Source organism: Patescibacteria group bacterium, assembly GCA_041661505.1.
Taxonomy (GTDB): domain Bacteria; phylum Patescibacteriota; class Patescibacteriia; order Patescibacteriales; family JBAZCA01; genus JBAZCA01.
In genome coordinates, this window is record JBAZUF010000001.1 from 15,609 (window position 1) to 35,128 (window position 19,520).

General features: G+C 42.9%; 22 protein-coding genes and 2 tRNA genes. 20 read left to right on the top strand and 4 right to left on the bottom strand.

Annotated features, from left to right (window positions below; translation table 11 throughout):
• Positions 1 to 14: 14 nt before the first annotated feature.
• From WC715_00105 to WC715_00120, 4 genes are all read left to right on the top strand, one after another.
• Positions 15 to 569: a hypothetical protein gene (locus WC715_00105; protein ID MFA6170854.1), complete on the top strand. Its 555-nt coding sequence runs from the start codon at positions 15 to 17 to the stop codon at positions 567 to 569.
• 180 nt (positions 570 to 749) lie between these two features.
• Positions 750 to 1,166: a GNAT family N-acetyltransferase gene (locus WC715_00110; GenBank protein ID MFA6170855.1), complete on the top strand. Its 417-nt coding sequence runs from the start codon at positions 750 to 752 to the stop codon at positions 1,164 to 1,166.
• Between the two features lie 26 nt (positions 1,167 to 1,192).
• The gene (locus WC715_00115) at positions 1,193 to 1,534 is read left to right on the top strand and encodes a DUF3147 family protein (GenBank protein ID MFA6170856.1); all 342 of its coding nucleotides are present in this window, start codon (positions 1,193 to 1,195) and stop codon (positions 1,532 to 1,534) included.
• Positions 1,535 to 1,625: 91 nt separating this feature from the next.
• Positions 1,626 to 2,045 (top strand): EamA family transporter, encoded by a 420-nt coding sequence (locus WC715_00120; protein MFA6170857.1) that lies wholly within the window; start codon positions 1,626 to 1,628, stop codon positions 2,043 to 2,045.
• A 75-nt stretch (positions 2,046 to 2,120) separates the two neighbouring features.
• Here WC715_00120 and WC715_00125 read toward each other — a convergent pair.
• Together WC715_00125 and WC715_00130 are read right to left on the bottom strand one after the other, a co-directional pair.
• A tRNA-Cys gene (locus WC715_00125) sits at positions 2,121 to 2,198 on the bottom strand.
• Positions 2,199 to 2,233: 35 nt separating this feature from the next.
• Positions 2,234 to 2,306 (bottom strand) — tRNA-Val (locus tag WC715_00130).
• A 162-nt stretch (positions 2,307 to 2,468) separates the two neighbouring features.
• Here WC715_00130 and WC715_00135 point away from each other — a divergent pair.
• The 12 genes from WC715_00135 (at position 2,469) to WC715_00190 (ending at position 13,976) form a co-directional block, all read left to right on the top strand.
• Positions 2,469 to 3,281: a fumarate hydratase gene (locus tag WC715_00135; GenBank protein MFA6170858.1), complete on the top strand. Its 813-nt coding sequence runs from the start codon at positions 2,469 to 2,471 to the stop codon at positions 3,279 to 3,281.
• Between the two features lie 39 nt (positions 3,282 to 3,320).
• Positions 3,321 to 3,866 (top strand): FumA C-terminus/TtdB family hydratase beta subunit, encoded by a 546-nt coding sequence (locus tag WC715_00140; protein ID MFA6170859.1) that lies wholly within the window; start codon positions 3,321 to 3,323, stop codon positions 3,864 to 3,866.
• Positions 3,867 to 4,049: 183 nt separating this feature from the next.
• Positions 4,050 to 4,883: a C39 family peptidase gene (locus tag WC715_00145; protein MFA6170860.1), complete on the top strand. Its 834-nt coding sequence runs from the start codon at positions 4,050 to 4,052 to the stop codon at positions 4,881 to 4,883.
• A gap of 143 nt (positions 4,884 to 5,026) precedes the next feature.
• Entirely contained in the window at positions 5,027 to 6,499 is a 1,473-nt protein-coding gene (locus WC715_00150; GenBank protein MFA6170861.1) for a formate--tetrahydrofolate ligase, read from the top strand.
• A gap of 55 nt (positions 6,500 to 6,554) precedes the next feature.
• Positions 6,555 to 7,526, top strand: a complete 972-nt coding sequence (locus tag WC715_00155; GenBank protein MFA6170862.1) for an ABC transporter ATP-binding protein — start codon at positions 6,555 to 6,557, stop codon at positions 7,524 to 7,526.
• A 1-nt stretch (position 7,527) separates the two neighbouring features.
• Positions 7,528 to 8,313 carry an ABC transporter permease gene (locus WC715_00160; GenBank protein MFA6170863.1) on the top strand — a complete coding sequence of 262 codons (786 nt, stop codon included), beginning with the start codon at positions 7,528 to 7,530 and terminating at the stop codon, positions 8,311 to 8,313.
• A 52-nt stretch (positions 8,314 to 8,365) separates the two neighbouring features.
• The gene (locus WC715_00165) at positions 8,366 to 9,163 is read left to right on the top strand and encodes a sugar phosphate nucleotidyltransferase (protein MFA6170864.1); all 798 of its coding nucleotides are present in this window, start codon (positions 8,366 to 8,368) and stop codon (positions 9,161 to 9,163) included.
• 4 nt (positions 9,164 to 9,167) lie between these two features.
• On the top strand, positions 9,168 to 10,202 hold the full coding sequence (locus WC715_00170) for a glycosyltransferase family 2 protein (GenBank protein MFA6170865.1): 1,035 nt from the start codon (positions 9,168 to 9,170) through the stop codon (positions 10,200 to 10,202).
• A 2-nt stretch (positions 10,203 to 10,204) separates the two neighbouring features.
• A complete protein-coding gene (locus WC715_00175) occupies positions 10,205 to 11,065 on the top strand; it encodes a glycosyltransferase family 2 protein (GenBank protein ID MFA6170866.1) in 861 nt (286 codons plus the stop codon).
• A 69-nt stretch (positions 11,066 to 11,134) separates the two neighbouring features.
• Positions 11,135 to 12,199 (top strand): glycosyltransferase family 2 protein, encoded by a 1,065-nt coding sequence (locus tag WC715_00180; protein ID MFA6170867.1) that lies wholly within the window; start codon positions 11,135 to 11,137, stop codon positions 12,197 to 12,199.
• Between the two features lie 59 nt (positions 12,200 to 12,258).
• Positions 12,259 to 13,050, top strand: coding sequence for a glycosyltransferase family 2 protein (locus WC715_00185; GenBank protein ID MFA6170868.1), 792 nt, complete (start codon positions 12,259 to 12,261; stop codon positions 13,048 to 13,050).
• Between the two features lie 62 nt (positions 13,051 to 13,112).
• On the top strand, positions 13,113 to 13,976 hold the full coding sequence (locus WC715_00190; GenBank protein ID MFA6170869.1) for a UTP--glucose-1-phosphate uridylyltransferase: 864 nt from the start codon (positions 13,113 to 13,115) through the stop codon (positions 13,974 to 13,976).
• Positions 13,977 to 13,996: 20 nt separating this feature from the next.
• On the opposite strand, the gene WC715_00195 is transcribed toward WC715_00190, so the two are convergent.
• Complete coding sequence (locus WC715_00195) at positions 13,997 to 15,352, bottom strand: PEGA domain-containing protein (protein MFA6170870.1); 1,356 nt, start codon at positions 15,350 to 15,352, stop codon at positions 13,997 to 13,999.
• Between the two features lie 19 nt (positions 15,353 to 15,371).
• Positions 15,372 to 16,673, bottom strand: a complete 1,302-nt coding sequence (locus tag WC715_00200; protein ID MFA6170871.1) for a UDP-N-acetylglucosamine 1-carboxyvinyltransferase — start codon at positions 16,671 to 16,673, stop codon at positions 15,372 to 15,374.
• 166 nt (positions 16,674 to 16,839) lie between these two features.
• On the opposite strand from WC715_00200, the gene WC715_00205 reads away from it, so the two are divergent.
• The 4 genes from WC715_00205 to WC715_00220 all read left to right on the top strand — a co-directional run bounded on the left by WC715_00205 (position 16,840) and on the right by WC715_00220 (position 19,520).
• The gene (locus tag WC715_00205; protein MFA6170872.1) at positions 16,840 to 17,592 is read left to right on the top strand and encodes a L,D-transpeptidase family protein; all 753 of its coding nucleotides are present in this window, start codon (positions 16,840 to 16,842) and stop codon (positions 17,590 to 17,592) included.
• A 91-nt stretch (positions 17,593 to 17,683) separates the two neighbouring features.
• A complete protein-coding gene (locus WC715_00210; GenBank protein ID MFA6170873.1) occupies positions 17,684 to 17,908 on the top strand; it encodes a NifU family protein in 225 nt (74 codons plus the stop codon).
• Between the two features lie 12 nt (positions 17,909 to 17,920).
• Positions 17,921 to 18,721 (top strand): ABC-2 family transporter protein, encoded by an 801-nt coding sequence (locus tag WC715_00215; GenBank protein MFA6170874.1) that lies wholly within the window; start codon positions 17,921 to 17,923, stop codon positions 18,719 to 18,721.
• Positions 18,714 to 19,520, top strand: a complete 807-nt coding sequence (locus WC715_00220; protein ID MFA6170875.1) for an ABC-2 family transporter protein — start codon at positions 18,714 to 18,716, stop codon at positions 19,518 to 19,520. Before WC715_00215 ends, WC715_00220 begins: the two co-directional genes overlap by 8 nt.

Below are 19,520 nucleotides of genomic sequence, written 5' to 3' on the forward strand. Positions count from 1 at the left end.
ATTTTGTAAATTTTATGAAAGACAAATTTATAATTATTTCGGAGCTTCTAAAAAAAATTCCAAAAAATAAATACCCAAGGATATTAATAATTTCTGATAAACAATTATTATATTGTCATAAAGGGTTTTTGAGCATAAATATCTATGCAAGATCGCAAGGCGTTGTAAGTGATTTAGGATTTGATAGAGGCTCAATACTAAAATTTTTTTCAATTTTTGAATTCTTGATCAATGAGCTAATTATAAAAATTTTGAAGCCGAGTGATTTTTCTCGACTTGATGATCTACTTAATTATGTTGACTTATTCGCAAAAATAAAACTGCTTAATCGATGGAAAATAATTAGTAACGAAATTAAAGAGAAATCTATCTCGGCAATCAGTGTGAGAAACGCATTTGCCCATAGCTGGGCTGAAAGTGATATAGAATATAATAATTCAAGTATTGAACTAAATTTTTCTGCATTCAGAAACGATTTAGAGGAGATTTGGAATTTTTTTATTGAGAAATATAAGGAGTTCCAGCCCGATATCGACATTGTTATAAAAAATTTACAAAGCGTCGCCTAACATGATAGAAAGGTACTGCGACCTATATGTATAACATATTATTGAAAAAATGTCAAAAACATTTGAGGTGAGTTTTATAAGTAAGTGCGACACCTGTGTAATTAAATAGTAATGAATACTTTCGTTCCAAATAATTTTATTCCTCCCCAGTCACTGGTGACCGATAAATTTAGACTTAGAATGCTGACTGTTAACGACGTCGCAAAGGATTATGACGCGGTTATATCGAGTATTGAACATCTTAAAGGAATTTTTGGGCCTAACAGCCCCTGGCCGGCTGACGGCCTTACTCTCGAAGAAGACTTGGCCGCCCTTAATTATCATCAAAAAGAATTTCTTGAAAAATCCTCGTTCGCCTATACTGTAATGAATTTGGATGAAAGCCAATGCCTGGGATGCGTTTATATAATGCCGTCGGACAATAGGCTTTATGGCGCTATGGTTGTGATGTGGATCCGAAAAAGCGAATTATCCAACGGACTGGACGAAGAGCTGTTTTCTGGCGTTGCGAGCTGGATTAATAAAGAATGGCCGTTTAAAAACGCCGCCTATCCCGGAAGAAAAATATCCTGGGATGAATTTTTACTTCAGGATTAACCAATCATGGATTAAGATAATATCTTATGAGCCAATACGTTTATTATTCTTTGCAGTTTATACTTGGCGGCGCTTCGGTCGTCGCTATAACGATGATAGCGAAATACCTCCACCCAAAATATACCGGCATAGCCTACGCGCTTCCGGTGATATTATTAGTTTCGGTAATTTTTGTTCATCTCGGCCAGGGCCTGGAAGCCTCGAGAAGCACGCTGAAATCAACTTTTGTTTATGAATTCACTTTGATATTTTTTATTCTCGCTTTTTACTTTTTATCGGAAAGGCTGGATTTTTGGCTGGCTATGTTTATCGCCCTTTTTGGCTGGGCGATTATCTCGGCTGGCATCCAATTATTCCTAAAAGCGTAATTTTAATACTATTTATCTTGAATTACCTGAGTAATCTGTGAATTCGCACATAAATAGTTAAATAAAAACTTGTATAATTCTAAAATTTTCTATGTTAAAAAACTGGTTCATTTGTGGGCTAGGATCAGCAATAAGTTTTGCTAGCATGGTCATAATCTATAAAAGATTATTTGTACTTGGGATAAAACCCCTTGTTTTGAATTTGTTTATGTTTGCTTTTGTATTTATTGGCTTCCTGGTGTGGAATTTATCTACTAAAACAAAACCTGATTTAACAATTAAAATGGTACTTTTCCTTTTGTTAGCATCAATGTTTTCGTTATTAGGAAACTATTTTTACGTAACTTCCGTCGGTCTTGCGCCAAATCCCGGGTATGCCGCCACGATTAAAGCAAGCGAAATTATTTTCATTACTGTTTTTTCATTCTTACTATTCAGATCTAGCCTGAATATAGTTGCCTTTCTCGGTGTTTGCTTTGTCTTTTTAGGAATATATTTAATATCAAGATAAATTATTAGGAGTCCAAAGAAAAAAGGAGTTTTTCGGATCTAGAAGTTAAGACCTATAAAACTCCTCTGTGTGAGGTGGTCGGGATGAGTGGATTCGGACCACCGGCCTCCGGAACTGTCATCCAGCGCTCTAGCCTGACTGAGCTACATCCCGACAAACAGTGAATTGAAAAAATAAAAAAGAGCTAATGCCCCGAGGTGGACTTGAACCACCAGCCACGAGATTGTAATTCTCTCGCTCTACCGCTTGAGCTATCGGAGCTTTGTTAAAAAGGGAATATTAATATAAATTCGCCGCTATGTCAAGTATTCTTCAGCTTAAAAAAATATTTTCTTTATTATTCCAAAAATTAGCCTATAAGAATTAATGTGGATTTTGACAAAGTTTTGAATCGGGGATATTCTTTATCTAACATATGGATATATGGAATTAAAAGAAAAAATTGTAAATTTATACCGAAGGACCGCCAATGTTTTGCCGGAAGACGTTATTTTAGCTTTGGAAAAAGCGGAAAAAATAGAGGATAACCCGGTAGCCAAAGAAATATTTAAAAAACTGATTGAAAATACCCGGGAGGCTAAGGGCGAAGAAAAACCGATTTGCCAGGATACGGGCACGCCGTATTTTTATGTCGAATATCCGGAGGGGCATACGCAAAAAGAATTAACCGAAATTATCGAAGAAGCGACAATTGAGGCGACAAGCGGGGTTCCATTGCGGCCAAACGCCGTGAATTGCCTAACCGGAAAAAATATCGGCAATAAGCCGGTCATCCATTTTAAGGAAGGAAAAAAACTAAAAATCAATTTAATGCTGAAGGGCGGAGGATCGGAAAATGTTTCCGCTATTTACTCTCTTCCCAACATTGACTTAAAAGCCGACCGGAATTTGGAAGGAGTAAGAAAATGCGTCCTTGACGCGGTTTTCAAAGCCCAGGGCAAAGCTTGTCCGCCTTATATAATCGGCGTCGCGCTGGCCGGAAATTTAGAGGAAGCGGCTTCAATTTCCAAAAAACAGCTTTTAAGAAAATTGAATGACAAAAATCCGGAGAAAGAATTATTTGAGTTAGAAGAAAAAGTTTTGGCTGAAATTAACGAGCTCTTAATCGGACCGGCGGGACTCGGAGGAAAGACGACCGCCTTAGGCGTAAAAATCGCTTCCGGCGTCCGCCACCCGGCTTCATTTTTTGTGGGAATTGCTATCAGTTGCTGGGCTATGCGCCGCCAAAGCCTGTAATAAGGGCCCGCGCGCGTTATTTTTTTAATTTCAAAATTTATGATTATTCTTAACACTCCGCTAAAAGAAGAAGACGTCCTAAAGCTTAATGCCGGTGATAATGTCTTATTAAACGGGACGATTTTTACCGCCCGCGACAAAGCCCATTTATTTCTACTGGAAGAAGATTTTCCGCCGATAAAAGGCGGGGTTATTTACCATGCCGGACCGATAATAAAAGACAAGGAAGTAATTTCCGCCGGCCCGACGACTTCAGCGCGCTTAAATCCTTATACGCCCAAACTGATTGAAAAATACGCTATCAAAGCCATTGTCGGTAAAGGCGGAATGAACCAGGCGGTGATCGACGCTCTAAAAGGCAAAGCGGTTTATTTGTCGGCAATAGGCGGGGCAGGCGTTTTATACGCCAAAGCGATGAAATTCAAAAACGTCTATAAGGAAGAATTCGGCATGCCGGAAGCGATTTGGGAATTCGAGGTAAAAGATTTTCCGGCGATAGTCGCGATTGACTCGAAAGGGAACAGCCTCTACGAAAAAACTCTGGAAAAATCAAAAAAAGCTTTTTTAAAATTGGTAAAATTATAAAAAAGCAACAGCTTAAACTAACGGATCATCGCCGCCTCCCATCACAAGAGAGCGGTTTTTTTGTTTAATTAAAGCTAAATTAATTAACACTGAAATAAAATCAAGCCGGCGATGTCTTAAGTATATATTCAAGAGCCAGAAATGGACAATTCTTGCGAAATGGCTTAATCTAAAAATACCAATATGAGAAAATATTTAGTTAACATAACCATCATTTTTCTAGTTTTAGCATTTTTAGGACTGGCAAAAGTCGCTTTAGTCACTGAAGCCGACGATTCGCCGAATAATTTAAGCAGTCCGGAAAAAGCACCCTACATACCCGAAGTTCGGCCAGGCGCTTCTGAAACTGAAAGCGCGCCGGTAGAAGTCCGGGGGAATAACGGGGATGTTTTAGCCGAAAAAGAGGTAAAGGGAAGCGGAACGACTGATACGCGGAAAGTTTTAGAGGCAGTTCCATTCCTTTCCCAGGCTCCCTTTGGCGACTGGAAAGATGAACGCCAGCAAGACGGCTGCGAGGAAGCGTCAGCGGTTATGGCTATGCTTTGGGTAAAGGGCGAAGCAGGAGTCACTAAAGACTACGCGCTTTCCAAGATCTTAGATATTTCCCAATTTGAAGAAAAGCAATACGACAGCTACCATGATAACGGCGCCAAAGAAACGGCTGACCGGATTTTTAACGGATATTTCAAATATAAAAACGTTGAGGTAAAATACGACGTTTCGCTTGAGGATATAAAAAAGGCTTTGAGCGAAGGCTATCTTGTTATCGCCCCTATGGACGGGCAGAAATTGGACAATCCGAATTATACCGGCGGCGGGCCCGAACGCCACATGCTGGTCATCAAAGGTTACGATCCGGTAAAAAAGCAGTTCATCACAAATGACCCGGGAACAAGAAAAGGAGAGAGCTATCGGTATGAGGAAAACCACTTTTACGATTCAATCCGGGATTACATCGCCGGCAACCATGTTCCCATAACCGAAGTGCGCAAAAACGTAATTATAGTAAAAAAATAAAAAATTCCCGCGCTTCGCAAGGAGGGGCGGGATTTTTTTATTTTTTGACAAAAGCGCCATTTTTCGCTAATCTTATAATAAGCCTGTTTTTTGGTTTTTGTTTAATTTTAGGCTAATTTTAAATCATTTACCGCTGTTTATTTATGAAAAAAATATCCGCAGTCGCCAAAGACCTCAAACTGCCTTCCTCTTCGGTAGAATGCCAGGGCGACTATATCGCTAAAATCAAGTTGCCTTTAACAATGAAAAGGATAAATCCGGGGAAATTGATATTGGTTACGGCCATCACTCCCGGCCGGTTCGGAGAAGGGAAAACTACCATGTCCATTGGCCTCGCCGACGCCTTAAGCCGCCTGGGTAAAAACTCCATTCTATGCTTGCGCGAACCTTCTTTGGGCCCGGTCTTCTCCCAAAAAGGCGGGGCAATTGGCGGCGGAAAGGCCAAAGTCCAGCCGGCCGAAGAAATAAATTTGCATTTTACCGGCGATATCCACGCGATAACTACCGTCCATAACTTAATTGCCGCCGAAATCGACAACCATATCCATTGGGGAAACCGATTGGGCATTAAAGACGTCTATTGGAAGCGGGCGATTGATTTATGCGACCGGACTTTGAGAAAAGATTTTTCAATAACCGCCGCTTCGGAAATTATGGCCGTCCTTTGTTTAGCCGAAAATTTTAAGGACTTAAAAAAACGGCTGGAAAATATCGTTGTCGCTTCTGACCAAAAAGGCGCGCCGGTTAAAGTCAAGGATCTAAAAATAATTGACAGTCTGGCCGCGCTTTTAGATCGCGCGTTTCGGCCTAATTTAGTCCAAACCGACGAGGGAACTCCGGCCTTCATCCATGGCGGTCCGTTCGCCAATATCGCCCACGGAACCAACAGCATAATAGCTACCCGCACGGCTTTAAAACTGGCGGATTATATTGTTACTGAAGCCGGATTCGGATCGGAATTAGGCGCCTTTAAATATTTCGATATTGTCGGCCGAGCCGGAAAAATAGAACCTTCGGCCGTTGTTTTGGTCGCTTCTGTCCGGGCGATCGGGGAGTGCGGACTGGAAAATTTAGGGCGGCACATTGAAATAATCAAACGGCTGGGAATAACGCCGGTTGCCGTAATCAATAAATTCAAAAATGACGACCAGAAAAAAATAAAAGAAATTCTTGATTACTGTAAAAAGATTAAAATTCCGGCCGAAGTAAGCACCGCCTTTTCGCGGGGCGGAAAAGGCTCTCTCGGCCTGGCCAGAGCCGTATTAAAAAGTATCGGAGCAAGCAAGATAAAAGTCCGCCCCCTTTATCGCGCGGATGAAAGCATTGAAGATAAGGTAAGTAAAATTAACGGCGAAATATTCGGCGGCCGCGCGGTCAGCTTTACGCCCGAAGCCGAAGAAAAAATCGCCCAATTTACTAAATGGGGTTATGGCAATTTGCCGGTCTGCATCGCTAAAACCCAATACTCACTTTCGGACGACAAGTCCCAGCCGCGGATAACGGGCGGGTTTACCTTAAAAGTAACGGATGCGAGTCTTTCCGCCGGCGCCGGATTTATTGTAATAAAATGCGGAGGCATCCTTACCATGCCCGGTATGCCGGATAAATATAAATAGCGCGCTGGCCATCATGCGGGGCGCCATAATCATCCTGCCAATCTTCCATAAAAACATGAACGTATTAGAAGTTAAAAATTTAACCAAAAAATTCGGCCGATTCACGGCCGTTGATGACATATCTTTTTCCTTAAAAGAAGGGGAGATTTTGGGTTTACTCGGAGCTAACGGAGCGGGGAAGACTACAACCATTCAGATGCTGTTAGGGGTGCTGAATCCTACGGGCGGCCAGGTTATGTATTTTGGCAAAGATTTAGGAAAGCACCGGGAAGAGATTTTGGAAGAGGTAAATTTTTCTTCGACTTATACCAATATGCCCTGGGAATTGACGGTCCGGGAAAACCTTGCCTGGGCCTCGTACTTGTATAAGATTAAAGACCGCAAAAAAAGGATTGAAGAAATGATAGATATTTTTAGGTTAAGAAAACTGGTTAAGGATAAAACCACCGGCCTGTCTTCCGGCCAGATTACCCGCCTTAATTTAGCCAAGGCCTTTATCAATTACCCCCGGGTACTGCTCTTAGACGAGCCGACTGCTTCGCTTGACCCGGATGTCGCAAGCTATATAAGAAAATTTTTACTAAAAGAAAAGACCAAATTCCAGGTTTCGATAATTTTTACTTCGCACAACATGGCCGAGGTGGAAGAAATGTGCGACCGGGTAATATTTATTAATGAGGGAAAAATTATTGCCGATGATACGCCGATTAATCTCGCGAAGACCATGAAAACAAGCCACGTCCGGCTCTTGGTCGGGCGCGGTACGGACAAGTTAAAAAAATACTGCGAAGCAAAAAACATGAAATGCAAGTTGAACGGCAAGGCCTTGACGGTTGACATGGATGAAAAAGAAATTCCTTTTTTCTTAAGGGAAATCATGGATCAAGGAGTCTTGTATGACGAAATAAGCATCGATAAGCCGACTTTAAACGATTATTTCCTTCAAATAATAAAACCCCGAAAAGATACCGACGCTAAAAAAACAAAAGAGAAAAGTTCTATTTTAAGGATTTTACGCAAAAACTAGTATGAAATTTGACAGGATTTACGCCTTAATTTTAAGAAGCCTATATACCACCCGCCATTCCTGGGACCGCATCACCGACCTTTTTTATTGGCCGGCGATTGACCTTTTGCTTTGGGGGCTAACGAGCTTCTACATAAAAAAGTTCGCGCCGGATTCTCTTTCCGTAACAATGGTCATTGTTTCCGGCGTGGTTTTGTGGCTTATTATCTGGCGGGGCCAGAATGACATCAGCCTGAATTTATTAGAAGACCTTTGGAGCAAAAACCTTATTAACGTTTTTGTTTCGCCGATAAAATTTATCGAGTGGGTGGCGGCGTTTTTGTCTTTAAGCGTTATTAAAATCGTTATCAGCCTGCCCTTTGCCGTTCTCCTCGCCCTTCTTTTGTATCATGTAAATATTTTTTCCTACGGCCTTTACTTAATCCCGTTTTCAATCTTGCTTCTTATGACCGGCTGGTGGGTGGGGATGTTCGTAAACGGCGTCATACTCCGGTATGGCACCCGGGTCCAGACTCTGGCCTGGTCGCTCGTTATGATTATTTCTCCCTTTTCCGCCATTTACTACCCTTTATCAATTCTGCCTGATTGGGCGCAGAAGGTAGCAATTATTATCCCCTCCAGTTATATTTTCGAAGGGGCGCGCGAAGTAATCGCTACCGGAACCCTTGATATGAGTAAAGTTTGGACGAGCCTCGCCCTAAACGCTGTTTATCTTGTATTGGCATTTTTATTTTTAAAGGCCAGCTTCAAAAAACTTTTAGACCGCGGTTTGGTAAAACTCTATTAATTATTCGGGCGCCATTCCGCCTTTTAACGGATTGGCTATGAAACATACAAATATGAAAGGAATAATTTTAGCCGGAGGAACGGCAACGAGGCTATTCCCCTTGACGGCAACAACTTCAAAACAGCTTTTGCCGGTTTACGACCGCCAGATGATTTTTTATCCCTTGAATGTTTTGGTTCGGGCCGGCATCAAGGAAATTTTAATTATTGTCGCGCCGGACCATTCGGGGCAATTTTTAAATCTTTTGGGCGCGATCTTCGACAAATACGGCATTAAGCTGGAGTTTAAAGTCCAAAAAGCGCCGCGCGGACTGGCGGACGCGTTTATCTTAGGCGAATCGTTTATCGATAATGACTCGGTTACTATGATTTTAGGCGATAACATTTTTGAAGACGATTTGGCTGACGAAATAAAAAATTTTCAGTCGGGCGGAATGGTGTTTGCCAAAGAAGTCCCGGATCCCGAACGTTTCGGGGTAGTAGAGTTCGGCGCGGACGGCAAAGCCGTTTCCATTGAAGAAAAGCCTAAAAAGCCAAAAAGCAATTTCGCGGTGTCCGGGTTATACACTTTCGACAGCCGGGTGGTGGAGATCGCGAAAAAATTAAAACCTTCGGCCCGGGGCGAAATTGAAGTAACGGATATTAACTGCCAATATTTAAAAATGGGAGAGCTCGCGGTAAAAAAAATAAAAGGCGCTTGGCTGGATGCCGGAACTTTTGACGCGCTTTTAGAGGCCGGACAAACCGTTAAGGAAAAAAAGATTTGCGAAAAATTCGACCCAAAAATCAATAAGGCGATCGGCGAATTTAATGAAGGCCTGAAGGCCATCGCCAAAAAGAAATTAGATTAAAGCAATGCCCGGTGAAAATAAAAAAATCGTCCTCGGTTTTATAGCTTACGGCCAAGCGACGGCAAAATATTTGCCGTATTTTTTGCCTTCTTTAAAGGCCCAGACCGCGGATGTACAGCTTGTATGCGCCGACAACTCATTAGCGGGAGAAAATGAAAACGAAAAATATATCCGCGAAAATTTTCCGGAAATAAAATTTATCCAGTCCGGAAAAAATCTCGGCTTTGCCAAAGCTTATAACTTAATGATTAACGGGGCGATAGAAGAAGGCGCTGATTATTTCATCGCCGTTAATCCGGATATGATTTTTGAAGCCGATTTTATTGAAAAAATTGTTATGGCCATTGAAACGGACAAAGAAATCGGCGCGGTCGCCCCGAAGATATTGAAATGGGATTTTAAAAATAATATAAAAACCAGCCTGATCGACAGTTGCGGACTCTACATAACCAAAGAGCATCGGTTTTCGGATTTGCGCCAGGGAGAAGACGGCGAACCGCAAACGCCGCGTCAAGCATATGTTCCGGTATTCGGCTTTACCGGCGCGGCGGTCATCTTTAACCTGGCGGCTTTGCTCGACGCGGCATTTTTTAACGGCCGGTATAACGAGTATTTTGACGAACTCATGTTCATGTACAAAGAAGACTGCGATTTGTCCTACCGTTTGCGCCTCGCTGGCTGGAAAATTATATTTGCGCCGGATGCGGTAGCCTACCACGACCGGACGGCGAGCCCTAAAGGCGAAAGCAATTTAGCGATCACCTTAAACCGGAAAAATAAGAGCCGCCAAATCAAGGAATGGTCGTTTTTAAACCAGTGGATTCTGCTTATTAAATACAGCCGCTTGCCGTTTTCCCGGCGGGTGAGATTTAGAACCGGCTGGTACCAGTTCAAAAGCCTGGCATTCGCCTTATTTTTTGAGCCTTACCTCTTACGGCAAATAGCTTCGCTTTGGAAAATAAGATATAAAATTTTTAAGCGGCGGGGCCAGCTTAAAATCAGGACCAACATCAAAGAAATTGAAAAATTCATGCTATAAATATGGATATTAGCGTCATTATCGTTTCCTGGAACGTAAAGGAAAAATTAAAAAAGAATCTAAAAGCGCTATTCTCCGGCCAAGAGGGAATAAGCTCTGAAGTTTTCGTTATCGATAATAATTCGCGCGACAATTCGGCGGAGATGGTGGAAAAAGAATTTCCCCAGGTTAAGCTAATCGCGAATAAAGACAATCTGGGCTTTGCCAAGGCTAACAACCAGGCCATAAATAAGTCCCGGGGAAAATACATTCTCCTATTAAATCCTGACATGCGCGTAATGCCCAATACGCTTTATAGCATGGTTAAATGGATGGATTCGCGTCCAGAGGCTGGCGTGGCCGGCTGCCGGCTAGTTAATGAAAGAGGGGAAACTATTCCGCATGTCCGCCGATTCCCGGCTCTTTTAGACCAGCTGGCCATAATTTTTAAGCTCCCGCATTTTTTTCCCGGCGTACTGAACCATTATTTGTTTAAAAATTTCGATTATTCCAAAGAGGCGGCGGTTGATTCAATCCGCGGTTCTTTTTTTATGATAAGAAGGGAAACGATGGATAAAATCGGCGGCTTGGATGAGCGTTTCTTCATCTGGTTTGAAGAAGTGGATTATTGCCGCCGGGTAAAAAACGCCGGACTAAAAGTTATGTACACGCCTTCCGCCTCCTCTATTGATTACGTCGGCCAAAGCATTTCCCAGGTGAGCCGGGGAGCGGCGCAAAAATATTTCCGCGGCAGCATGCTAAAATATTTTGAAAAATGGCAGCCCGCCTGGCAGTACTGGATTTTGAAGCTTGCCTGGCCGGTCGGTCAAGCCCTGACTTTCCTTGGAGATAAGTTAAGTATAAAAGGCCGGGCTAGGACATAAGAGACAAATAATAGGCGGGGCGCCTGATATTTATTCCATCATGCGGCGGACATCCATATATTTCTAAACATGAAAAAAGTTGGAATTATAATTGTTAACTATAAGAATTACGCTAAAAGATTTCTCGCCGAATGCCGGGACAGTTTAAGGGAACAAACTTACCCCGGGGAATTAATCCGCGTTTATATCGTTGATAATGCCTCAAGCGGCGAATCCCGCCGGTTTATTGCCAGCCATTTTCCTGAAGTGATTATTATCCCGAGAGAGGATGGAAATTACGCGGCCGCCAATAATGCCGGAATGAAAAGAGCGGCCGAAGACGGCTGTGAATTATTCGTAATCGCCAACATGGACGTGAAGTTCGATAAAGAGTGGCTTGGCGAGCTGGTTTCGGCAGTTTTGCTTGAACCAATGGCGGCCATTGCCCAGTCAAAGATTTTATTGTATTCTAAAAAAGCGGGTGATTTGCCAAAAATTAATACCTTAGGGAATATTAGCCATTTTTTAGGCTTTGGCTTTACCAGCGCTTATTATGAGGCCGACCGGCCGATAGAAGGGAATCCGGAAATAAAGGGCTACGCGAGCGGCTGTTCTTTCATAATAAAAAAAATGGCGCTGGATAAAATCGGCGGATATAATGAAGAATTTTTCATGTATCATGATGATATGGAAATAGGCTTAAGGGCAAAACTGGCGGGCTTTAAAATAATCCTTGTGCCAAAGTCAGTCGTTTACCATAAATACGAATTTTCCCGAAGCGTCCGCCAGCTTTACTTTATGGAAAGGAACAGATATCTGGTAATTTTCATGTTTTACAAACTGCCGACGATTTTTTTAGTCCTGCCGGCCCTAATCGCGATGGACTTGGGAATGCTTTTTTATTCAATCATAAACGGCTGGTCCGGTACGAAAATTTCGGTATATAAATATTTTTTTCGCCCCGCCAGCTGGAAAAAAATTTTTAGCGCGCGCGCTAAAGTCCGCGCCATTAGAAAAGTGCCTGACGCCGAACTTTTAAAAAACTTCCAGGGGCGGGTATTATTCCAGGAGATAGAAAATCCGATTTTAAAATATATTGCCAACCCGATTTTCAACTTATACTGGAAGATAGCAAAGCGTCTTATCGCGTGGTAAAAAAACTATAAAAGTTTTAAATTCCTGGATAGGAAAAAACCGCCGCGGTTTAATAAAATATGGACATAAGCATAATAATTGTAAATTATAAAAGCCTGGAAAAAACAAAAAAATGCCTGGGCGCTATTGGGGCGTCTTTTTTTCCGGAAATCAGCCACGAAATAATTGTTGTGGATAATGCTTCGGGTGATAATCTTGAAAGTCTGAAAAAAGATTTTCCTTATGTTAAATTAATTTTAAGCCTGAAAAACTGCGGCATGGGCGGAGGGAATAATCTCGGCATCCAGAATTCGCACGGCGATTATATTTTGATTTTGAATCCGGATACCTTTGTCGATCCGCAAATGATAAAAATCCTTTTCGAGTATTTAACCAAGAATCCCAAAGCCGGCATAGCCGGCCCGAAGCTTTTAAACCCGGACGGCTCGCTCCAGCCTTCCTGCCTGCGGTTTCCTAAATTCCATACCCCGATACTGCGAAGGACTTTTTTAGGGAAGCTTTTCAAGGGCGAAATAAACCGGTTTATGATGGCCGATTTCGACCATAAAGAGATTCGAAGCGTTGATTGGATGATGGGCTCTTGTTTGATGGTGCGAAGAAGCGTAATGGATAAAATCGGACTGATGTTTGATCCGCTCTTTTTTATGTTTTTCGAAGACACTGACCTTTGCCGCCGGGTAAAAAAGGCCGGGTTCGAAGTAATCTATAACCCGATGGCAAGCGCTAACCATGACCATGCCCGCGCCAGCGCCAAAGGCCGCTGGTTCATCGCCCCCCTGACTAATAAGCTGGCCCGAACGCATATCGCTTCTTGGATTAAATATTTTTGGAAGTGGAAGTTCGCGCCATAATTTTAATTTACAAATCCGCCGCATAAAAGTAAACTAAAAAAGAGCCTAATTTGAAAACTTATATGAAAAAAATTAAAAAAGCTATCGTCGCGGTTGCCGGATCAGGCACCCGGTTTCTCCCGGCTACCAAAGCCATGCCCAAAGAGATGCTGCCGATCGTTGACAAGCCGATAATCCAGTTGGTTGTCGAAGAGCTGGTAGAAGCCGGGATTGAAGATATAATTTTGGTTACTAAATGGGACAAAAAACCTTTGGAAGACCACTTTGATAAAGCCTGGGCGCTTGAGTATGAATTGAAAAAATCGGGAAAAGAAGCGCTTTGGAAAAGCATGAAAAGGATTTCCGAGATGGCCAATTTTATTTATGTTCGTCAAAAGGGCCCTTACGGAAACGGAACTCCGGTTTTATCGGCCGCCTCATTAGTCGCCAATGAGCCTTTTGTCCATGTCTGGGGCGATGATTTAGTTAAGTCAAAAATTTCGTTCACTAAGCAAATGACGGACGAATTCGATAAGCATGGATGCCCGATGATCGGCGTCCAGGAGGTGCCGCGGGAAGAGACTAACCGCTACGGCATTGTTAAATTAAAAAAGGGGACAATGGAGTTAGAAGATATTATTGAAAAGCCGGCAGTGGAAGAAGCGCCGTCCAATTTAGCTGATTTCGGACGGATGATTCTAACCCCGGAAATAGTCGAAATTTTAAAAAATACCCCTTTGGGCAAAGACGGCGAGCTTTGGACCGTTGATGCTATCCGGGAATTTGTCCGGCGCGGCGGAAAGTTCATGGCCAAAGAGATTGTTGACGGCGAGTGGCTGACTACCGGCGACCCGCTGAATTATTTAAAAGCCGTAGTCAAATACGCGGTCGACCGCGAAGACATTGGAAAAGATTTTATTAAATTTACTAAATCAATCATTAAATAGAATTCATTTAATCATCTATATTACCTGATTCTTAACTTGTAAATTCCTTTCTTTTCCCTGATTGCGCCATAAAAATATATTATTTCGCCGTTTTTATCTAAGGCCGGCGCCGATACCTGGTCCAGCTTAACGAGTTCAATAACTTTTCTTTCCGACCCGCTCGTTTCGAGCAAATTAAGCGAGTTAGCCGTACTATAAATAATAAAATCTCCGGAAGGATGCCAGATTACGTCCTTGATCGGATCGCTCAAGCGGGTAAACAGCTCTTTATTGCCGCTCGAGGCGTTAATTTTCCAGATTTCAAAATCATTAGCGTATAAAAGATTATTTTCATCCATCCAGTATAAAACTTTTACGTTCTCGATTGTTTCTTTCGAAGGCGCGCGGGAGAGCGGGTCGATTATATATAAAATATTTCTTTTCTCGTCCAAAAGGCTTACCAGGCTGTTATTGGATTTTTTAAGCTTATAGCCTTCAGAGTAGGGAAGCTCGATTCTCCTTATGTCTTTTCCCTGGGATAAGTCATAAATAATAAGAAAAGCTTTATCGGCAGCGCGGCTCACCATGCGGAGCTCATTGCCGTTTACCGAATAATCGTCAAGCGAGCCGGAAATTTTTTGTACCGGATTGGCCTGGGCCTCTCCGTAAGAATAAAGGTTGAGGCTTTTATTATCGAAGAAATACAGCTTAGCGCTGTTTGCCGAATCAAAGCTATAAAGCCGGGCGGTTTTTGGAATAATTTTTGCCAGGTCAAGCGCGTTTTCCGGCCCCCCGGCGGCCAAATCGTAAAGCTTTTCGCCAATTAAAATTTTTGATCCGTCTTGAGACCAAACGATATTTTTCCCTTTACAGCTTTCACCCGGCAGGATGGAAAAATTATCGCCGGACAGAGAGAAAATCCCGCACTTGTCGCCCGCCAGGCATAAAAACTTATCCCGATCCGGGGAGGTGATAGCGCCGGTTAACGCCTCCGCGGCTGCCAATATCGGCAAATCTTTTTTTATGAGGATTATTTTGTCAAGATTCAGCGCTTCACCCGGGTAAATATCGGCCTTTTTTTCCCAGGGCCAATAACCTTCCGCTTCCAGCTTTACTAAATATTCGCCGGGCAGAAGATTTTTTATTTTAGCCGGAGTATAAACCGGCCGAGCTTTATTGATAAAGCTCGCCAGCGAAGTTTCGGTTAAAACTTTTCCGTCAAGATATACTTTCGCTCCCTTGGGATCGGTAATAATGTTCAGCGTTCCGGTTTTCTGGATCTTTTTGGCCTCCCAGTTAAATTCGTAACCGGCGGCGTAAAGCATTACCAGGGGGGTGATAATTACAAATAATCCGATGAATGCTATAAAAAGTATGTTTCTTATTTTAGAAGACATGATATTTAGCTGGCGGCGGCTAATCGATTCTTTTAATGTCCGCTCCAAGCTTATTTAAGCGCCCTACAATATCCTCGTAGCCGCGGTCTATGGAATAAGAATTCCTTAAGACGGAAACTCCTTCGGCCGCTAGCATGCAGATCAGCAAATTTATCGACGGGCGCAAAGCCGGCGGGCTAATGATCTCCGCGGCCCGGAATTTAGTCGGACCGGCTATTGAAACCCGGTGCGGGTCATACAAAGTAATATCAGCGCCGAGCTTATTAAGTTCAATGTAATAGACCGCCCGGTTCTCGTAAACCCAGTCATGGACTAAAGTTTTTCCTTCGGCCTGGGTAAGAATTGGCACAAAAAGAGGGAGATTGTCGATATTTAAGCCAGGATAGGGAAGAGGATGGATTTTGTCGGGCAGTGCCTTGAGCTTCGACGGAATTACTTCGATATCAACCAGATCAAAAAATCCGCTTTTGGATTTATATGGTTCGGATATTTTTAATTTTTGCCCCATTACCCGGAGCTTTTCGATTTCCAGCCGCAAAAAATCAACCGGGCAGTGGGTAATTTTTATTCTTGATTTGGTAGTAATGGCGATCGAAATAAAAGCCATGGATTCAATCGGATCCGGAATAATCGAGTAATTTTCCACTGGCTTTAATTTTGGAACGCCGGTAATCCGCAAGCGGTTGGTTCCGGCCCCCGCGATTTTTGCCCCGGCCTTAATAAGAAAATTGCATAAATCCTGGACCATGTAATTTGAAGCGGCAAAAATAATATCGGTTTTTTTTGGGCTTAAAACCGCGGCTAAAATTGTATTTTCCGTCGCCGTATCTCCGGATTCATACATTGTTACTTGCGCGTCATGCGGCTTCTTCCTGGCTATTTCATATTCGAAGCCGTCGTCTTTTACCGAAAATCCCATCTGTTCCATCGCCAGCTTATAGGGATTAACCGTCCTTTTTCCCAGCTTGCATCCCGATCCTTTTGGAAGGCGGAATTTCGGGAATATTGAAGAAAGGGAACCGATTAAAAGAAGCGCCGCCCGGGTCTTCGCGTAAGATTCCCCGTTCAAATTCTTCAGGCTCAATTTTCCGCTGTTTATTATTTCCAGAGTATGGACGCCGATCCAATTAGTTTTCATCCCGATTGATTCAAGGATCTCGATTATTCTTTTTACTTCCTCAATGCGCGGCACATCTATAAGCGTCGTCCGCCCGATTATCATCGGAGTGGCGCACAAAATCGCCACTGCCGAATTCTTGGCCGAATTGGTCTTAATGGTACCTGATAATTTTTTTCCTCCTTTTATTGAATAATTGGCCATAATTTCAGTTGAAAATTGTATAATTTAAACTGGCAACCGATTACTTCTACCTTACCTAAAATTGGGACATTTTTCAAGTAATGGCCGCTATTAAGGATATAATGGTGAATTTACCGCTCCTAGAAAAATTTTTAAAATAGTGCTAAATTATAATAATAGCTGATCTATGAAAAAATCTTTCATACTAGTGTTATTATTGCTAGGCTTTTGTTTGGCTCCGGCGGCGCTATTTGCCGTGGAAAGGGACGATACCGACGGCGACGGCATTAGTAATGCCGACGAGACGGGTATATATAAAACCGACAGCGCCAAAGCCGATACCGACGGCGACGGTTTTTCGGACCGAGAAGAGCTGATTAAAGGCTTTTCTCCTCATAACCCGGAGAAAATTAAGCTGGAAAAAAATGATTTTGATAAAGACGGCCTTTCCGACCGGATGGAATTTAACTTCCATACCGACTTATCCAAAGCGGATACCGATGGCGATGGATTTCGGGACGGGGAAGAAATAAAAACGGGTTTTGATCCTCTAAATAAAGACCCTAAAGCCAGACTGGGGAAAAAAATTGAGATTAACGCCGGCAAGGAACAAACCCTCTATTATTACCTTGGCGGAGTAAGGCTCGGGCAATTCAGAGTTTCAACCGGCAAGCCGGGCATGCCAACCCCCAAAGGAAATTTTACAATTAAAAATAAAAGCCCCAAAGCCTGGTCTAAAACCTATAAGCTCTGGATGCCTTACTGGCTTGGGATGGGTAATTTCGGGATCCACGAATTGCCGGTCTGGCCGAACGGCTACCGGGAAGGGGCGGGCCATATCGGCAAGCCGGTTTCCCACGGTTGTATCAGGCTTCCTATCGGAGACGCTAAAATTTTATACGACTGGGCCGAAGTGGGGACTAAAGTTTACATTTTTTAAGAATAGGATTAAACTGGCTCTAAGAGCGGATAGCGCTTAGCAAAACGATGCGTTTCGCGGCGCGATTAATAAATAATCAGCAAATAAAAATATGCGGGAAAAAATCCAAAAAGCCTTAGATAAAATCCGGCCGATGCTCCAATCAGACGGCGGGGACGTCCATTTCGCCGGTTTTGACGAGAAAACCGGCACTCTTAAGTTAGAGCTCCAGGGCATGTGCTCCCATTGCCCGATGGCCCATATCACCTTAAAAGAGGGAATCGAAAAACAAATTAAGGAAGAAATTCCGGAAGTGAAAAAAGTTATCGCCATATAATATTTTCGCGGGATGAAAAAATATTTTATTATTTTTAAAAATTCCGTCCAAACCAGCCTAGCCTACCGCTTCAATACTTTTACCATATTTTTTTCCGAATCGGTCTTTCTTGTTATCCTCCTTTATCTTTGGACTTCGATTTACCGCCAGGGCGGGCATATCGGCTCTTACAGCCTCACCGGTCTCGTAACTTATTTTATCCTTTCGCGCTTTGTTTCGCTTATAGCGCTCTACGACGATACGGCGAAAAAAATGAACGAGGAAATCGCCGAAGGCGGCGCGATAAATTATTTCTTAAAGCCTTTAAACTACCTTCATAAAGAATTCGCCTATAAGCTCGGAACGGTAGCTTACCGTTTTGTAGTTTTTACCTCCATTCTTATTTTGGCGCTTTTAGCGTCAGGGCGCTTATCGGCCGCGGCGGCTTATAACAGCCTGCCGATGATTTTATTTTTCCTGATTATTTTTTTCATCGGAATCTGCATTAATTTCTTAATCTCTTATTCGGTCGGGCTGATGTCCTTCCATTTTGACCGGATTCAGGGCCTTAATTTTTCCATAATCACCTGCATCTCGATTTTATCCGGGAACATGGTGCCCCTGGACCTCTTTCCAAAATATTTATCCTGGCTGGGAAACCTATTGCCTTTTAAATTCATAGTTTTTATTCCCATATCAATTGCCACTCACCGGATCGGCGCTACCGAAGCGCCGATACTATTATTATCCGGATTGGCCTGGCTCGCTGCCTTATACGCGCTAGCAAGAATTTTATTATTTTTCGGCTTTAAAAAATACGAGGCTTATGGTTAAGAGTTTAGGCAAATATTTCAGAATCTGGCGGATAAACGCTAAAGCAACGCTAATGCAAAGGATGGCTTTTCGGTTTAACTTTTTATTGATCATTTCCGGAGTGCTTTTGCAGATGGTTATGTCATTATTATTTTTAAATATAATCTTTAGTTTCGTAAACAATATTGCCGGCTGGACTTACAACCAGGCGCTCTTAATCGTCGCGAGTTATATGATGGTCGAGGGGCTGAATTGGGCGCTCTTTGCCGAGCTGGCCGGAATCGGCCAGGCTATTAAACTGGGGACCCTCGACAACTTAATCACCCGCCCGATGTCGACCCAATTTTTAATTTCCGTTTGGCGGGCCGATCCGGAAGACTGGGGGCGGGTAATAACCGCCGTCCTCATTTTTATTTACGCGGTGCCGGGACTGGGGCTCGGATTTTCCCAAATGGCAGTTAATGGTTTTTTTTATTTTTTTATGATCTTCTTTGCCCTGGCCATTACCTATAGCATAACTTTGATTTTCAAAAGCCTGGCTTTCTGGTTTACCGATACCAATTCATTATGGATGCTCGTTAACCAGACTATCCGCGTTTCCCAATATCCGACCGACATCTTTTTCCACCGGGCAGTCCGCATTATTTTTTCCACCGTCCTGCCTTTAGCCTTTATGGCGACTATTCCGGCGAAAATATTTTTATACGGCTTTAATTTCTGGCTAATCGCTTCGTCCATACTACTGGCCGCGATATTTTTCTTTGGATCAAGAAAATTTTGGCAATACGCCCTAAGGCATTATTCCAGCGCGTCAAGCTGA

Bases quoted from the DNA above. Each gene is read 5' to 3' on its own strand.
- WC715_00220 (MFA6170875.1), top strand. From the start codon at position 18,714: ATGGTTAAGAGTTTAGGCAAATATTTCAGAATCTGGCGGATAAACGCT.
- WC715_00105 (MFA6170854.1), top strand. From the start codon at position 15: ATGAAAGACAAATTTATAATTATTTCGGAGCTTCTAAAAAAAATTCCA.
- WC715_00175 (MFA6170866.1), top strand. From the start codon at position 10,205: ATGGATATTAGCGTCATTATCGTTTCCTGGAACGTAAAGGAAAAATTA.
- WC715_00190 (MFA6170869.1), top strand. From the start codon at position 13,113: ATGAAAAAAATTAAAAAAGCTATCGTCGCGGTTGCCGGATCAGGCACC.
- WC715_00165 (MFA6170864.1), top strand. From the start codon at position 8,366: ATGAAAGGAATAATTTTAGCCGGAGGAACGGCAACGAGGCTATTCCCC.
- WC715_00180 (MFA6170867.1), top strand. From the start codon at position 11,135: ATGAAAAAAGTTGGAATTATAATTGTTAACTATAAGAATTACGCTAAA.
- WC715_00115 (MFA6170856.1), top strand. From the start codon at position 1,193: ATGAGCCAATACGTTTATTATTCTTTGCAGTTTATACTTGGCGGCGCT.
- WC715_00170 (MFA6170865.1), top strand. From the start codon at position 9,168: ATGCCCGGTGAAAATAAAAAAATCGTCCTCGGTTTTATAGCTTACGGC.
- WC715_00120 (MFA6170857.1), top strand. From the start codon at position 1,626: ATGTTAAAAAACTGGTTCATTTGTGGGCTAGGATCAGCAATAAGTTTT.
- WC715_00140 (MFA6170859.1), top strand. From the start codon at position 3,321: ATGATTATTCTTAACACTCCGCTAAAAGAAGAAGACGTCCTAAAGCTT.
- WC715_00205 (MFA6170872.1), top strand. From the start codon at position 16,840: ATGAAAAAATCTTTCATACTAGTGTTATTATTGCTAGGCTTTTGTTTG.
- WC715_00185 (MFA6170868.1), top strand. From the start codon at position 12,259: ATGGACATAAGCATAATAATTGTAAATTATAAAAGCCTGGAAAAAACA.
- WC715_00150 (MFA6170861.1), top strand. From the start codon at position 5,027: ATGAAAAAAATATCCGCAGTCGCCAAAGACCTCAAACTGCCTTCCTCT.
- WC715_00160 (MFA6170863.1), top strand. From the start codon at position 7,528: ATGAAATTTGACAGGATTTACGCCTTAATTTTAAGAAGCCTATATACC.
- WC715_00210 (MFA6170873.1), top strand. From the start codon at position 17,684: ATGCGGGAAAAAATCCAAAAAGCCTTAGATAAAATCCGGCCGATGCTC.
- WC715_00145 (MFA6170860.1), top strand. From the start codon at position 4,050: ATGAGAAAATATTTAGTTAACATAACCATCATTTTTCTAGTTTTAGCA.
- WC715_00110 (MFA6170855.1), top strand. From the start codon at position 750: ATGCTGACTGTTAACGACGTCGCAAAGGATTATGACGCGGTTATATCG.
- WC715_00200 (MFA6170871.1), bottom strand. From the start codon at position 16,673: ATGGCCAATTATTCAATAAAAGGAGGAAAAAAATTATCAGGTACCATT.
- WC715_00195 (MFA6170870.1), bottom strand. From the start codon at position 15,352: ATGTCTTCTAAAATAAGAAACATACTTTTTATAGCATTCATCGGATTA.
- WC715_00155 (MFA6170862.1), top strand. From the start codon at position 6,555: ATGAACGTATTAGAAGTTAAAAATTTAACCAAAAAATTCGGCCGATTC.
- WC715_00135 (MFA6170858.1), top strand. From the start codon at position 2,469: ATGGAATTAAAAGAAAAAATTGTAAATTTATACCGAAGGACCGCCAAT.
- WC715_00215 (MFA6170874.1), top strand. From the start codon at position 17,921: ATGAAAAAATATTTTATTATTTTTAAAAATTCCGTCCAAACCAGCCTA.